The organism is Gordonia jacobaea (assembly GCF_965344965.1).
Lineage (GTDB): Bacteria > Actinomycetota > Actinomycetes > Mycobacteriales > Mycobacteriaceae > Gordonia > Gordonia jacobaea.
The window spans coordinates 605,445-619,245 of sequence record NZ_CBDRLS010000001.1 but is presented as its reverse complement, the minus strand read 5'-3'; the positions used below and the strand labels follow the sequence as shown (position 1 = coordinate 619,245).

At 65.3% G+C, this 13,801-nt stretch carries 14 protein-coding genes; 6 read left to right on the top strand and 8 right to left on the bottom strand.

Features of this window, described 5'->3' with window-relative positions; genetic code table 11:
- Positions 1-3: 3 nt before the first annotated feature.
- The 4 genes from catC to ACRVY7_RS02780 all read left to right on the top strand — a co-directional run bounded on the left by catC (position 4) and on the right by ACRVY7_RS02780 (position 3,495).
- Positions 4-288 (top strand): muconolactone Delta-isomerase, encoded by a 285-nt coding sequence (gene catC / locus ACRVY7_RS02795; protein ID WP_049697859.1) that lies wholly within the window; start codon positions 4-6, stop codon positions 286-288.
- Positions 289-373: 85 nt separating this feature from the next.
- The gene (gene catA, locus ACRVY7_RS02790) at positions 374-1,252 is read left to right on the top strand and encodes a catechol 1,2-dioxygenase (RefSeq protein WP_064870513.1); all 879 of its coding nucleotides are present in this window, start codon (positions 374-376) and stop codon (positions 1,250-1,252) included.
- Between the two features lie 65 nt (positions 1,253-1,317).
- Positions 1,318-2,913 (top strand): AAA family ATPase, encoded by a 1,596-nt coding sequence (locus tag ACRVY7_RS02785; protein WP_431815905.1) that lies wholly within the window; start codon positions 1,318-1,320, stop codon positions 2,911-2,913.
- Between the two features lie 30 nt (positions 2,914-2,943).
- Entirely contained in the window at positions 2,944-3,495 is a 552-nt protein-coding gene (locus ACRVY7_RS02780) for a molybdenum cofactor biosysynthesis protein (RefSeq protein ID WP_431815904.1), read from the top strand.
- 192 nt (positions 3,496-3,687) lie between these two features.
- Here ACRVY7_RS02780 and ACRVY7_RS02775 read toward each other — a convergent pair whose 3' ends face one another.
- From ACRVY7_RS02775 to ACRVY7_RS02740, 8 genes are all read right to left on the bottom strand, one after another.
- Positions 3,688-4,638 (bottom strand): proline dehydrogenase family protein, encoded by a 951-nt coding sequence (locus ACRVY7_RS02775; protein WP_431815903.1) that lies wholly within the window; start codon positions 4,636-4,638, stop codon positions 3,688-3,690.
- An 11-nt stretch (positions 4,639-4,649) separates the two neighbouring features.
- Positions 4,650-6,299 carry an L-glutamate gamma-semialdehyde dehydrogenase gene (pruA, locus tag ACRVY7_RS02770; protein ID WP_431815902.1) on the bottom strand — a complete coding sequence of 550 codons (1,650 nt, stop codon included), beginning with the start codon at positions 6,297-6,299 and terminating at the stop codon, positions 4,650-4,652.
- A gap of 141 nt (positions 6,300-6,440) precedes the next feature.
- Positions 6,441-7,232, bottom strand: a complete 792-nt coding sequence (locus ACRVY7_RS02765) for an ABC transporter permease (RefSeq protein ID WP_270483279.1) — start codon at positions 7,230-7,232, stop codon at positions 6,441-6,443.
- Positions 7,232-8,113, bottom strand: a complete 882-nt coding sequence (locus ACRVY7_RS02760; RefSeq protein WP_431815901.1) for a 2-aminoethylphosphonate ABC transporter permease subunit — start codon at positions 8,111-8,113, stop codon at positions 7,232-7,234. Before ACRVY7_RS02760 ends, ACRVY7_RS02765 begins: the two co-directional genes overlap by 1 nt.
- A complete protein-coding gene (locus ACRVY7_RS02755) occupies positions 8,110-9,288 on the bottom strand; it encodes an ABC transporter ATP-binding protein (protein ID WP_431815900.1) in 1,179 nt (392 codons plus the stop codon). The genes ACRVY7_RS02760 and ACRVY7_RS02755 overlap by 4 nt, the downstream gene beginning before the upstream one ends.
- 1 nt (position 9,289) lies before the next feature.
- A complete protein-coding gene (locus tag ACRVY7_RS02750) occupies positions 9,290-10,339 on the bottom strand; it encodes a 2-aminoethylphosphonate ABC transporter substrate-binding protein (protein WP_431815899.1) in 1,050 nt (349 codons plus the stop codon).
- Between the two features lie 114 nt (positions 10,340-10,453).
- Positions 10,454-11,137, bottom strand: coding sequence for a phosphonatase-like hydrolase (locus ACRVY7_RS02745; protein WP_431815898.1), 684 nt, complete (start codon positions 11,135-11,137; stop codon positions 10,454-10,456).
- 28 nt (positions 11,138-11,165) lie between these two features.
- Complete coding sequence (locus ACRVY7_RS02740; RefSeq protein WP_431815897.1) at positions 11,166-12,320, bottom strand: TIGR03364 family FAD-dependent oxidoreductase; 1,155 nt, start codon at positions 12,318-12,320, stop codon at positions 11,166-11,168.
- A 98-nt stretch (positions 12,321-12,418) separates the two neighbouring features.
- On the opposite strand from ACRVY7_RS02740, the gene ACRVY7_RS02735 reads away from it, so the two are divergent.
- Both ACRVY7_RS02735 and ACRVY7_RS02730 read left to right on the top strand, forming a co-directional pair.
- Positions 12,419-12,952 carry an HD family phosphohydrolase gene (locus tag ACRVY7_RS02735; protein ID WP_431815896.1) on the top strand — a complete coding sequence of 178 codons (534 nt, stop codon included), beginning with the start codon at positions 12,419-12,421 and terminating at the stop codon, positions 12,950-12,952.
- Entirely contained in the window at positions 12,949-13,656 is a 708-nt protein-coding gene (locus ACRVY7_RS02730) for a GntR family transcriptional regulator (protein WP_414651972.1), read from the top strand. Before ACRVY7_RS02735 ends, ACRVY7_RS02730 begins: the two co-directional genes overlap by 4 nt.
- The last annotated feature ends 145 nt before the right edge of the window (positions 13,657-13,801 follow it).

Sequence of the window (13,801 nt, the reverse complement as noted above, 5' to 3'; positions counted from 1 at the left end):
CCGATGCTCTTCCACGTACGCATGGACGTCAACATTCCCCACGACCTCGCTCCCGATGTCCGGGCCGAGACCGTCGCGCGCGAGAAGGCGTATTCGCAAGAGCTGCAACGCAAAGGCGCATGGCCACATATCTGGCGGATCGTCGGCGAGTACTCCAACTTCTCGATATTCGACGTCGCCGACAACGACGAACTGCACTCCATCCTGTCCGGACTTCCGCTGTTCCCGTACATGACGATCCACGTGACGCCCCTCGCCACCCACCCATCAGATATCGCCGCGGGCTGACCGACCCGCCCGCGGCCCACTTCTCGCTCAACTCGCAGCCCCTGGTCACCCAGCACACAGCCCGAAGTAACAAGGAGTATCCATCATGACGAACACCATCGACGCCAGCTTCAACGAAGAGGTCACCGCGAAGGCCGCCGAATCGGGCGCCAATGCCTCGGCGCGCTTCCGTGAACGCATGGCCACCAGTGGATCTCGTGCAGGCGTCGTCGACACCGAACGAGTCAACTACCTGGCGAGCAAGGCGGTGAAGGCGCTCAACGACATCGTCCTCGACGACCGCGTCACCTACGAGGAGTACAACGCCTTGAAGGCGTGGCTGATCAGGGTGGGTGAGGATGGCGAATGGCCGCTGTTCCTCGACGTCTGGCTCGAGCACTCGGTCGAAGAGGTTGCCAACGAGCATCGCGAGGGCAGCAAGGGCACCATCGAGGGACCGTACTACATCGAGGGCTCGCCCGAATTGTCATGGAACGGAACCATTCCCATGCGCGACGACGAGCCGGGCACACCGATGGTGTTCTCCGGACAGGTGCGCGCTGTCGACGGCACGCCACTCTCGGGCGCCAAGCTCGAGCTCTGGCACGCAGACGATCTCGGCTTCTACTCGCAGTTCGCGCCGGGACTGCCGGAGTGGAATCTCCGCGGCACCTGGATCGCCGACGACGAGGGGCACTTCGAGATTCACAGCCTGCAGCCCGCGCCGTATCAGATCCCCACAGACGGTGCATGCGGTCAGCTCATCGAGGCGGCGGGATGGCACGCCTGGCGACCCGCGCATCTGCACTTCAAGGTGAGCGCGCCGGGCTACGAGCTGATCACCACGCAGCTCTACTTCCCAGGTGATCCGCACAACGACGACGACATCGCCTCGGCCGTCAAGCCTGAACTGATGCTCGACCCGCAGCCGGTCGACGGCGGCGTCGCCGTGACGTACGACTTCGTCCTCGATCCCGAGGCCTGAGTCCAGCTTTCAGATCGGGCGTCCGCGTCGTCGGACGCACGATCGACGACAAGGGAAGGTCGATCATGTTGGTAGCACCGACAACACTCGTCGCGGGTACAACGTCGGACGACCTGGCGCGGGTTCGTGGTCAGACGTCGTCGTGGCGTTCGCCCGAGATCGCCATCGCAGACCGGGATCTCACCGATTCGGCGCTGAGCGACCTCATCGCGACGGCTGATTCCCTTGGTGAGGACTCGTTCTCGCGTGCCGTCGGCGCGATCGTGTCATCGCGGGCAGGCGACTTCGCGCCGATCCCACACCTCGACGCCGCCGTCGAGATCTTCCGGACCTTCCTACGACACGAGATGATCGACGGCTGGCTCTACGTCCGCGAGTCCGACGGTTACCTTCATCCGTATCTCGTCATGGACATCACGCTCGAGCATGGCGACCGAACACATGGTCCGCGAATCAAATTCACGATGGAAGCAGACAACGCCACCGTGAAGCGGCCCTCACGCAAGCCGCGCGTTCTCTACTTCGAAGACACCGAAGTCGTCGGAAAGACACCCGCGGATGTGCTGCTGGCCGGGGGTGCTTACAAGGAGAGCGACGACCTCAAGGTCGAGTACCAGGCGCGCCGTGACCGCTACCAGCACATCATCGACACCGGTTTCGGACAGCAATACACGTTCAGCGGCAAAGTGATTCGTACCGACGACTATCGCTCACCCAACTCGCGGAACAATCGCAAGGTGGTGCACGACGTCGCACCCGACGAGATCGCACCGCTACGCATGGTCGCCGCGTCGGTACTCTACGACAGCAACCGTTACGGCGGAGACGATTTCGGTCCTGTGCCGGTCACCACGGCCGTGCGGGTATTCGATCTCGGCGCGCAGGACTTCCTCGACGTCAACACCGCCGACCTCGCCGAGTATGTCTACGAGACGCACCTGCAGGACAAACTCGTTCTGCCCGACGATCAACGCGAGCTGCTGAACATCCTCACAACAGACATTTCGGTGTTCACCGGCGACATCATCGGCGGGAAATCGGCCGGTAACGTCATCCTCGCAAAGGGAAGGCCAGGCGTCGGCAAGACACTCACCGCCGAGGTCTATGCCGAGGTCACCGGACGTCCGCTGTACTCGATCCACTCCGGATCACTGGGCATCACAGCCGAATTGGTACGCAAGAACCTCGAAGTGATCTTCGATCGGGCCAAGCGGTGGGACGCGGTCCTCCTGCTGGACGAAGCCGATGTGTTCGTGATGGAGCGCGGACTCGACCTCGCGCAGAATGCCATCGTCGCCGAATTCCTGCGCACCCTGGAGTATTTCGACGGCTTGCTGTTCCTCACCACCAACCGTATCGACGGTGTCGACGAAGCGATCCTCGCCCGCTGTGCGGCGATCATCTCCTACGCGCCGCCCGGACCGAAGGACGCCCGACAGGTCTGGCAGATCCTGGCTGCGGGTAACGACGTCATCCTGGGGGAGGACCTGCTCGACGACCTCGTGGGCGGGTTCCCCGACATCACGCCGCGCGACATCAAGATGCTCCTGCGGCTCGCGCTGCGTATGGCGCGGCATCGTGACGTCGAACTCGACGCATCGGTGTTCGCGAGCAGCGCGGTGTTCCGAGGGCTGACGTACGTGCCGCGTTCGAAGAGATGACCGGTCGATGGGGCTGCGTAGCCTGGGGGAATGGAGTTCAGGTACGACGTCGAGATCGTGACGTTCGTCGTCTCGCCTGCGCACGCCTACTTCGGGCGACCGAAGGACGGTCCGGCCGCAGACGTGCCGACCGAGACCCCGTCGAGCGTTGAGATCGTCGCCGACAAGGGGATTCGTGGGGACAGGTTCTTCGGCGTGCGCGCTCACACCGAAGCGGCCGTGACGTTCTTGGCGCTCGAGGCGTGGGAGGCGGCGGACGGCGACGTCGACCCGGTTGTCGCCCGGCGCAACGTGGTGGTGCGGGGCCTCGAACTCGACCCGCTGCGCGGGCGTGAGTTCAGTGTCGACACCGGCGAAGGCCCGGTGCGGTTCCGCGGCGGACGTCCGGCGCACCCGTGTGCGTGGATGGACACGATGGCCGGTGAGGGTGCCCGCAAAGCGCTGATCGGTCGCGGCGGCCTGCGGGCGCAGCCGCTGACCTCGGGGACGCTGCGCGTGGGCCGGGCGGCGATCGTCACCGACATCGAACTCGACGCCGCCCGCGCCGCCGCGCAGGTCAAGCGCGCGCAGCCGCTGGGGTGAGCCCCCGCTGGTCGAGCGGGCCCCACCGCTGGTCGAGCGGGCGCGAGCGAAGCGAGCACCCGAATAGAGACCACTGCCCCCCCGCTGGTCGAGCGGGCGCGAGCGAAGCGAGCACCCGAGTCGAGACCACTGCCCCCCCGCTGGTCGAGCGGGCGCGAGCGGAGCGAGCACCCGAGTCGAGACCACCCCCGCTCAGCCCGACACCAGCGCGCGCAGGAAGAAGCCCAGGTTGGCGGGCTTCTCGGCGAGGCGTCGGACGAAGTAGCCGTACCACTCCTGGCCGTAGGGGATGTAGACGCGGACGGCGTGGCCGGCGGTGGCCAGGCGCTGTTGCTCGTCGGCTCGAATGCCGTAGAGCATCTGGTGTTCCCAGCTGTGCGGCTCCCGGCCGAACTCGATCGCCATCAGCCCGGCCGCCTCGATCATCGTCGGGTCGTGGCTCGCGACCATCGGATGTCCGTTGCCCTTCATCAGGATTCGTAGACACCTCAGATACGCCTCGTCGATGAGTGAGCGCTCGGGATAGGCGACCGACGCGGGCTCGGAGTAGGCGCCCTTGCACAACCGGATGCGAGCGCCGGATGCCGCGAACTCTCGGCAGTCGTCCTCGGTGCGACGCAGGTATGCCTGCAAAACCGTTCCCAGTTCGGGGTATTCGCCCCGCAGCGTCCTGACGATGTCGAGTCGTTCGTCGACGGTGCCGTGGTCTTCGGCGTCGACCGTGACCAGTACGCCCGCCGCGGCAGCGGCACCACAGATGGTGTGCGCGTTCTCCTCGGCAATCTTTCGACCATGCCGCGGCAGACACTGGCCCAGCGCAGTGAGCTTCAACGACACTTCCAGTGCCCCAGGCGGCGCCTCGAACTGCGACATCCCCTGCAGGAGACTCAGATACGCCGCGACTGTCGCCGACGCCTGAGTTTCGACGGTGGTGTCCTCGCCGAGGTGGTCGATGGTCACCGAGAGCCCGCTATCAAGTGCGTCGGCGATTGCCGCGAGTGCGTCGGATTCCGACTCGCCCGCAACAAAGCGGTCGACGACGCGTTCGGTGACTGGAAGCCGCTGCGATGTCTGCTTGATGCGTTGGCTCCCCGCCGCGCGTGTGATCACCGGGCGCAGAACCGAATCGAAGAGTGCGCTCATGTCATGTCACCTCAGTCCTTCTCGGTGGCATCAGTTGCCATGTGCGGGTACGCCGAATCTTTCGGCGGTACAAAGGTTTCCTTGATCGTCCGCGTCGACGTCCAGCGCATCAGGTTCGCTTTCGAACCTGCCTTGTCGTTGGTGCCCGATGCGCGCGCCCCACCGAACGGCTGCTGGCCGACGACGGCGCCGGTCGGTTTGTCGTTGATGTAGAAGTTGCCCGCCGCATTACGCAGCAGATTCGACGCCGTCGACACGGCGGCGAGGTCGGTGGCGATGATCGAGCCGGTCAGCGCGTACCGCGCGGTGGAATCGACCATGCGCAGCGTCGATGCGAAGTCGGCGTCGTCGTAGACGTGGACAGACAAGATGGGTCCGAAGTACTCGGTGGAGAAGGCTTCGTCGGTCGGGTCGTCGCCGAGCAGCACCGTCGGCCGGACGAAGTAACCCTCGGTGTCGTCGCACTGCCCGCCGACCGCGACGGTCATCGACGCGACGGTCTTCGCACGGTCGATCGCAACGACCTGCTTGTCGAAGGCGCGTCGGTCGATCACAGCGCCGCCGAAGTTGGACAGGTCCCGTACGTCGCCGTAGGTCAATTCGGCTGCCTCGCTGAGGAAGTCGTCGCCCATGCGATCCCACACCGAGCGCGCGACATATGCGCGCGATGCGGCCGAGCACTTCTGCCCCTGATACTCGAAGGCGCCGCGAATCAGGGCGGTGCGCAACACATCCGGGTCCGCTGACGAATGCGCGACGATGAAGTCCTTGCCGCCCGTCTCGCCGACGATGCGCGGGTAGTTGCGATAGTGGTCGATGCGGTTGCCGACTTCGCGCCACAGATGCTGGAAGGTTGCGGTCGAGCCGGTGAAGTGGATGCCCGCGAGATTCTCGTCGGCGAGCGCGACGTCGGACATCGCACGTCCGTCGCCGTTCACCAGATTGATGACGCCGGCCGGGAGTCCGGCCTCTTCGAGGAGCCTCATGGTGATGTGCGCGGCGTACGCCTGTGTCGGAGAGGGCTTCCACACCACGGTGTTGCCCATCAGCATGGGTGCGGTCGGGAGATTGCCGGCGATGGCGGTGAAGTTGAATGGTGTGATGGCGTAGACGAATCCGTCGAGCGGACGGTGATCGAGGCGATTCCACACACCCGGCGACGACATCGGCTGCTCGGCGAGGATCTCCCGCGCGAACTCGACGTTGAACCGCCAGAAATCGACGAGCTCGCACGGAGCGTCGATCTCGGCCTGCTGCACAGTCTTCGACTGCCCGAGCATCGTTGCCGCAGCCAGCTTTTCACGCCACGGTCCGCTGAGTAGGTCTGCCGCGCGCAGGAGTACGGCTGCACGATCGTCGAATGTGGTGTGCGCCCAGGACTCCTGCACTGCCATCGCCGCGTCGACGGCAGCCCGGGCATCGTCGTGGGTGGCGTTGGTCATCGTGCCGAGGACCTCGTGATGAGAGTGTGGCTGCACGACGTCGAGTCGCTCACCGTCTCCGATGTGCGCCGCGCCACCGATGATGTGCGGCAGCTCGGCCGGTTCGGCCGACGACTGTCGCGAGAGTTCGTCGATGATCCGTCGACGTTCCGGGGTGCCGGGCGCGTAGGTGTGCACCGGCTCGTTAATTGGGCGTGGGGGAGTGGTGATCGCATCCATGGTCTCAGTCCATCGAGACGGAGACGGTTCGGCTATGTCCAATCGGCCAACGTCAATGCGAATTGTTCGGTGGATTGCACAACGGGGATCGCGCAACGGCGTCCGATTGCACGGCAACCGGACGTCCGTCGTGCCAGCCGCCTAGGCCGCTCGCGTGCGGATTCTGCCGAGAACCGTGAGCGCGACCAGCGTCGTCGCCAGCAGCACCGTCGTGCAGGCTGCGGCATCGAAGACCTGACCACGATCGGAGAGTCCGAAGATGGTCACCGGCAACGTCTTCCAGGTCGCTGGGTACACCATGACCGTCGCGCCGAGTTCACCCATCGACAGTGCTACTGCGAGACCTGCGGCAGCCCCGAGTGCGGGCGTCAGCAGGGGCAGGGTGACCCTTGTCAGGACTCGGAACGGACTGGCGCCCAACGATTCCGCTGCCTGCTTGTACGCGGGGTCGAGTCGTTCCAGCGCAGCGGTGACCGAACTGAACGCGAAGGCCAGGACGAGCACGGTGTGCGCCACGATCACGATCCAACGGGTGCCGCCCAAGAGCAACGGCTTCGAGTTGAAACTGATCAGCAAACCCAACCCGATGGCGACCGAAGGCACCGCGATCGGCAGGTGGAACACCGCGTCGGTGAATCGGCGTATCGGCGCGGGTGCCTCCCTGGACGAGAGCGCGGCCCAGGTGCCGAGGACCAGCGCGATGGCGCCTGCGATGAAGGCCGTCTGAATGCTGACCGACAGCGAAGCCAGGTTCTCGCCCGAGAGCGCATCCCCGAAATGGTTGAGACCCAGGTTCGACGGCAGTGGGCCCGTCCACGAGCCTGCGAACCCGGCGATGACGACGGTGGCAATCGGTGCGACGAAGACCACGAGTACGACGACCGCGAAGATCGTCCAGGTGATTACCCGGCTGGCGCGAGTCCAGAGCAACATCAGATCTTCTCCCTGCGAGTCGTGATGCGTGCGAACAGCAATCGGTAGGCGCCGTACAGGGCAAGTGACAGTGCGACCTGGACAGTCGCGATCACCGCCGCCCCCGGCAGGTCGAACGTGACGATTCCACGGGTGTAGATCAGGACGGGCAGCGTCGTGACGTCCTTGGCGCCCGTGAAGGCGACGATGCCGAACTCGTTGAGCGTCAACAGCAGAACCAGGCTTCCGCCCGCTGCCAACGCAGGCCACGCTTCGGGAAGGATCACCGAGCGGAGCACCCGCAACGGTGAAGCGCCCAGCGATGCAGCCACATTCAGTTGATCGGTCGACATCATCGCGAACGCGGCTAACAGCGGTCGCACGACGAATGGGGTGAAGAAGGTGATCTCGGCGAGGATCACGCCCCACGGCGTCGTGAGAAAGTGCAGTGGACGTTCTCCGGTCACCGCGTCGATCGCCGAGTTCACCGCTCCCGCAGAGCCATACAGAAATGTGAACGCCAGGGTGATGAGAAACGAGGGCAGTGCGAGCACTGTATCGATCATGCGTGCCACCAGGCCCGAACCCGGGAAGGGCACGAACGCCAGCACCACGGACAAAAACGTGCCGAGCACAACGCATCCGACCGTCGACGCGATCGCGATCCACGCGGTTGTGGTCAACGCTCGCACGAACGCCTCGCTGCTCAACACTGCGCCCCAGGTGCTTTGACCTTGACCGTCAGCGGATTCGGCGAGCATCCGGATCAGCGGATACACCGCGATGACTGCGATCACCACGAGAGGCGGCAACGCCCAGACGAGTGCTCCGAGGCGACGCGGTGCCTGATTCGACGGCGGCGGTGCGGACGTCGTCGGCTCCGCGAGGGTTGCCGACGTCATCGCGGACCTCCGGCGGTGTCGACCAATGTTCCTGCCGGGTCGGGCAACCGCACGCCGACGATCTCGTCGACCGGGTGGTCGGCGCGGCCTGTGACGTCGGCGTCGATCAGTTGATCGGGCAGACCGTCGACGGCGAGCGTCAAGCGTGTCGACGCCCCGCGCCAGACCGACGTCGTCACGCGGGCACGCAGCGATCGTTGTGCACCGACCGCGGTCACTTCGATTTCGTGTGGGCGGATGCACAGGTGCGCAGGCAACCCCGGCGTCCACCTGGACATCGGTTCCGGGGCGGTCGCCGACAGCATCTTCTCACCGACCTCGACCAAAGCCGTTGCGCCGGAGACACGTCCGACCTTGCAGGGGAGAAGATTGGCGCCACCGAGGAACGACGCCGTGAAGCCCGACGGCGGTCGAGACCACAGTTCTTCGGTTGTGCCGATGTCGACGAGGCGAGCATCGCGCATGACGCCGATCCGATCTGCCAGCGCGAGGGCTTCGGTCTGATCGTGCGTCACGTACAGCATGGTGGTGTCGGGCAACGCATCTCGCAGTCGTTGGAGCTCCCCGACCATGGTCTGGCGTAGGGCGGCGTCGAGCGCTGCGAGTGGTTCGTCGAGCAGCAGGACGTCGGGCTTGATGGCCAGTGCTCGCGCAATGGCCACGCGCTGCTGCTGTCCGCCGGAGAGTTCGCGGGGCAGGCGTGAACCGTACTCGGACATGCTGACCATGCCGAGTGCTTCCTCGACCCGTTCGCCGACCTCGCGCTTGGAGAGTTTGCGTGCTCGCAACCCGAAGGCGACGTTGTCACGCACCCGCATGTGTGGGAACAGTGCGTACGACTGCACGACGACGCCGATCCCGCGACGCGCGGGCGGAAGGTCGGTGATGTCGTTGCCGGACAGTCGAACCCGACCGGCTGTCGGGCGCACGAACCCTGCGAGCGACTTGAGTGCCGTCGACTTTCCGGAACCACTCGGACCAAGCAGCGCGACGGTCTCACCACGGCTGACGCGCAACGTGAAGTCGCGCAACGCATCTGTGGAGTTCTTACCACGTCCATAGGAGACGGTCACGCGATCGAAGGCGATCGCCGGTTGCTGTGGGGAGGCCCCCGAGGGGGTCGACGCCGAGAGCTCGGCGTCGACCTTCCTGCGAGTCAACGGATTCTGTGCCATGTCAGTTACCGGTTGCCTTCTGATATGCGGCGACGTCGGCGTCGAGCGAGGAGAGCACCGACTTCCAGTCCGGATGCCAGATCGTCACGCCTTGGATTGTCTGTGCGGGGCTCGGCGACGTGGTGGGCGCGGCGACGTCGGTGCGAACGGAGACGCCGAGAGCGTCGGTGCCGACCGTGTTCTGTACGTCCTTCGAGAGCAGGAACGTGAGCAGCTTCTTGGCGTCGTCGGCGTGCGGTGCGCCCTTGGTGATTCCCGCGAAGTACGGCAGCGACACCGTGGTTCGCGACCCATCGGGCATCGCGGGGAAGAACAGGTCGAACTTCGAGCCGTCGTCGCGGATGGATGCGAGGTTCATCTGTACGTCACCGTTGGCGACGAGGAGTTCGCCGTTGCTCACCTTCGGCTGCAGCTTTCCGGTCGAGCTCGACGGCCCGACGTTGTTGGCCTGCAGCTTGCCGAGGTAGTCGAGCGCACCCTGCTTGCCCATCAGATGCTGCAGGAGCAGGAGTACCGCGGTGCCGTCGCCTGCCTGGCCGGGCGTCGAATACTGGATCTTGCCCTTGAAACGAGAGTCGAGAAGGTCATTCCACGACGCGGGCGCAGGCTGTGCGGACGGGTTGCGGATGAATGACAGATAGTTGTCGACGATGCCGACGTAGTTGCCGCCGACGGCAGACGGATCGACGCCGGTGGTGTCGACGCCCGGTGCCGTGAGAAGTCCGTCGGCGTCGGCCTTCTGGATGAACGGGGGCAGCGTGACGAGCAGGTCGGCCTGCGGGTTGGACTGCTCCTTCTGCACGCGGGAGACGACCTCGCCCGAGCCTGCCTCGACGATATTGACCGAAATGCCGGTCTGGTCTTTGAATTTGGCGAACTCGCTCTTGTACCAGGTACCGAGTCCGTCTGCGGTGTAGACGGTCAGTGTCTTGCCGCCGCCGGAATCGGACGATCCCGTACCGCCGCAGGCCGCAGTCAGTGTGACCGCTGCGACGGTCGCGGCAAGAGCGACGGCTCGCATCGAGGTGCGAGTGAGACGTGAAATGCGCATGAGTGAACCCCCTATGGGTGATGAAGTGGGCGTGGCGGATGGCGCTGTGCTGTGCCGATGCAGCACAACGGATGTGGATGGATGGTGAAATTCTGGGTGGTGTCGACCGGGTGATCAGTTGCCGAACAATGCTGCGGCGGCACCGATGTCGGCGACGACATCGGTTGCGCCTGCCGCGCGAAGGGTGTCTTCGTCATGTGCGCCGGTCAGTACGCCCGCGACGATGCCCGCGCCGGCGCGCACGCCGCTGGTGATGTCATTGGCGGTGTCACCGACGACCGCGACCTGACGTACATCGTCGATGCGGAGCGTGATGAGGGCCGAGAGGATCATGTCGGGAAAGGGCCTGCCGCGCAGAGTGTCCGACGGTGCGATGACGAGGTCGGCGAGATCGTTCCAGCCGAGGGAGTCGATGAGTAGTTTCTGAGTGTTCGCGCTGAAGCCAGTGGTCAGTGCAACCTTGATACCTGAGTCCCGCAGCTGTGAAATGGCCTGTGCCGCACCGTCGATAGGGGTGACACCGCCATCGGCGATCTGCGCGTCGTACGCCTTCTCGAAGGCCGCATTGGCCGCCTGGGCGCGTGCTTCGTCGCCATCGACGAGGTGCCGGAAGACGGTGATCTTGGATTGGCCCATCGTGTCGACGACGTATTGCCTCACCTCGTCATGGCCGGGGCCGTCGGTGGGTAGGCCTGCGGCTGCTGCCGCGGCGTCGAACGCGGCGAGGACCGAGCCGCCGTCGGCGACCGTCGTGCCTGCCATGTCGAGGACTGCGAGTGTGATCGGGTTGTCGGACAAGGTATTTCCCTTCGGGTGTGGCGTGTGTTCAGAGGTTCATGAGGTCTGCGGTGTCTTCACCGATCGCGGGGCCGAGCGTCATTCCTCGACCACCCGGGCCGGTGACGACCCAGACGCCGGGCGAGACCTCGTTGCGGTAGACGAGTTCTGAGGAATCGAGGCACTGCGAGTAAACACCTGCCCAGCGTCGTGCGATGGGCGGAAGGCGTCGCCCGAGCAGGTTCTCGACGACCGAAACCAGATGTTGGTAAGGGTCTTCGGTGACGTCGAAGCCGAAGATGTCGGCGTCGTCGCCGTCTGCGGTGCGGTCGTAGGCGTGTGTGTCGCCGATCGTCAGCCCGCCGTCGAGGCGTTGCACGCACAGCAGTTGCATGTGGTGTTCAGCAGCGACCGGCGACTGCGACTGCACGCGGCCGAGGTGGTCGAGCGCCTCGCCTGCGAATGCGGGGTAGTAGCGGAAGCTGTCGCCGTCGGCGATCGCGGTGGTGAGCTTCTCATCGAACGGCGCGGTCTGCATCATCTGCAGCCTGACCCGGCGGACCGGTGGTTGCTCACCGACCAGCTCGCGTAGCAGACCCGAGTGCGCGGCTCCTGTGCACACGACGACGGCGTCGCCGCGATGGGTGGCACCGGTGTCGTCGGTGACCTCGACCGTGCCCGACGCCGACGTCACCGACCGCACCTCACGCCCGCCGAGATACTCGAAACGTCCGGTGGTGGAGAGGAACCCACGCAATGCGGGGAGCGCGACACGAGATTCGACGGCTCCGTCGCGTGCGCAGTGCAGACCCGCGACGTAGGTGCCCTGCAGTGCGGGATTGATCGCGCGCACGTCGGAGGGGTCGAGGAGTGTGAACTCGCGTTGGGCGGAATCACTCTGTGCGAGAGTCTCTTCCGCGACGGCGAGCTCAGCAGCGGTGCGGACGAGTGTGATCGAGCCGCACGGCCGGAAGCCGATACCGGGGACGTCGGCTCCGATCTTCTCCCAGAGGTCACGTGAGCGCTGCGCCGCGGGGAGTTCGTCCGCCGAACGTCCGGACACCCAGACTAGCCCGAAGTTTCGGACTGTAGCGCCGCGCGCCTCACGCTCTCGTTCGAGCAACAGCACCTCGTGTCCGCGCTCGATGGCGGCACGCGCATGCGACGTACCGAGGATTCCGCCTCCGATGATGATCACCTTCATGCGAACTAGTCTGCTGGTTTGGTCTAGACCAATAAAGGTCCTTTCGGAGAACTCTGGGTTAACTCTTGGTCTAGACCAAATTGGGTACAGTGAATCTCATGTGTGTGGATGTGGTTGCCGAGGTCGAGGACGTGCTGCGCTCGTTGCGCGGAGTCTGGGACGAAGAGGCCGTCGACGAGCTCGATCACGCGCTGCAGGCGGGCCGCAATGCCGTGGTGGCAGGCGCGGATGACGAATTGGTGCTCGCCGCTGTGCTCCACGACGTCGGGCACAGTCGCCTCGTCGAATCCACTGCTCGCCACGACGACGATGCGCGAGCCTGGCTGACTCCTCGATTCGGCGAACGCGTCGGATGGCTTGCGGGTTCGCATGTCGCGGCGAAGAAGTGGCTGGCGGCTCACGATCCGGCCTACACGGATGGGCTGACCGCGACATCGGTCGCCTCGCTCGCGGAGCAGGGAGGCGCCGGCGATCTCGGTGCGGAGTGGACACGGCACCCATGGTGGCCAGACGCCCTCGCACTGCGCCGATTCGACGACGCCGCAAAGATTCCCGGGGCTTCGGCACTCTCGATCGACGAGGTTGTGGTGGTGGCTCGGCGTGTGCTCGACGTCGAACGGGGTGGCCACTGATGGCGCCTGAGACTCAGCCGAAGTACGTGCGGGTGCGGACTGAGCTAGAGCACGTCCTCGCCGATCTCGAAGAGGGCGACTCGGTGCCATCCGAACGCGTTCTGTCCGAACGTTTTTCGGTTGCGCGCGAGACGGTGCGGCAGGCGCTGCAGGAACTCCTCGTCGAGGGCCGGATCGAACGGCGCGGGCGCGGAACGGTCGTGTCGGCGCCAAAGATGGTGCAGCCGTTGTCGTTGAAGTCCTACACCGAGGGAGCGCGCCAGTTCGGCCGGGTACCCAGCCGTATCATGGTGACATTCGCCGACGCCGTGCCCGACGAGTCCGTCTGCGCAGGTTTGGGTTTGGCGCCTGGTTCGACCGTGATGCACCTTGAACGCGTGCTGCTCGCCGACGGCCAGAAGCTCGGGCTGGAGAGTACGTTTCTCCCGAAAGAGAGATTCGGGCACTTCTACGAGACCTTCGATCCGGAGACATCGTTGTACACCGCGATCCGTGCCGAGGGCGTCACGTTCGCCAGCGCCGAGGAGCGGATCGAGACGGCACTGCCGAGCCCGCGGCAGGCGCAGCTACTCGAAACGTCGACCGCCATGCCGATGCTGTTGCTGCGCAGGCGATCTTTCGACGCCGCCGGCCTGCCCGTCGAGGTGGTGTGGTCGCTCTTCCGCGGCGACCGCATCGCCTTCGAGGCCACGCTGCGGGAGTGAGGCCGAGCTTGCCCGCTGGTCGAGCTGCATCCCGCTGGTCGAGCGTTCTCCCGCTGGTCGAGCTTGTCGAGACCACCTTCGGGCGGTCGAGTGGTTTCGACTCGGCTGCTCGCTGCGCTCGCGGCCGGCTCAACCAGCGGAAGGG

Bases quoted from the DNA above. Each gene is read 5' to 3' on its own strand.
- ACRVY7_RS02750 (WP_431815899.1), bottom strand. From the start codon at position 10,339: ATGCGCATTTCACGTCTCACTCGCACCTCGATGCGAGCCGTCGCTCTT.
- ACRVY7_RS02755 (WP_431815900.1), bottom strand. From the start codon at position 9,288: ATGGCACAGAATCCGTTGACTCGCAGGAAGGTCGACGCCGAGCTCTCG.
- ACRVY7_RS02780 (WP_431815904.1), top strand. From the start codon at position 2,944: ATGGAGTTCAGGTACGACGTCGAGATCGTGACGTTCGTCGTCTCGCCT.
- catA (WP_064870513.1), top strand. From the start codon at position 374: ATGACGAACACCATCGACGCCAGCTTCAACGAAGAGGTCACCGCGAAG.
- ACRVY7_RS02760 (WP_431815901.1), bottom strand. From the start codon at position 8,113: ATGACGTCGGCAACCCTCGCGGAGCCGACGACGTCCGCACCGCCGCCG.
- ACRVY7_RS02735 (WP_431815896.1), top strand. From the start codon at position 12,419: ATGTGTGTGGATGTGGTTGCCGAGGTCGAGGACGTGCTGCGCTCGTTG.
- catC (WP_049697859.1), top strand. From the start codon at position 4: ATGCTCTTCCACGTACGCATGGACGTCAACATTCCCCACGACCTCGCT.
- pruA (WP_431815902.1), bottom strand. From the start codon at position 6,299: ATGGATGCGATCACCACTCCCCCACGCCCAATTAACGAGCCGGTGCAC.
- ACRVY7_RS02785 (WP_431815905.1), top strand. From the start codon at position 1,318: ATGTTGGTAGCACCGACAACACTCGTCGCGGGTACAACGTCGGACGAC.
- ACRVY7_RS02765 (WP_270483279.1), bottom strand. From the start codon at position 7,232: ATGTTGCTCTGGACTCGCGCCAGCCGGGTAATCACCTGGACGATCTTC.
- ACRVY7_RS02740 (WP_431815897.1), bottom strand. From the start codon at position 12,320: ATGAAGGTGATCATCATCGGAGGCGGAATCCTCGGTACGTCGCATGCG.
- ACRVY7_RS02775 (WP_431815903.1), bottom strand. From the start codon at position 4,638: ATGAGCGCACTCTTCGATTCGGTTCTGCGCCCGGTGATCACACGCGCG.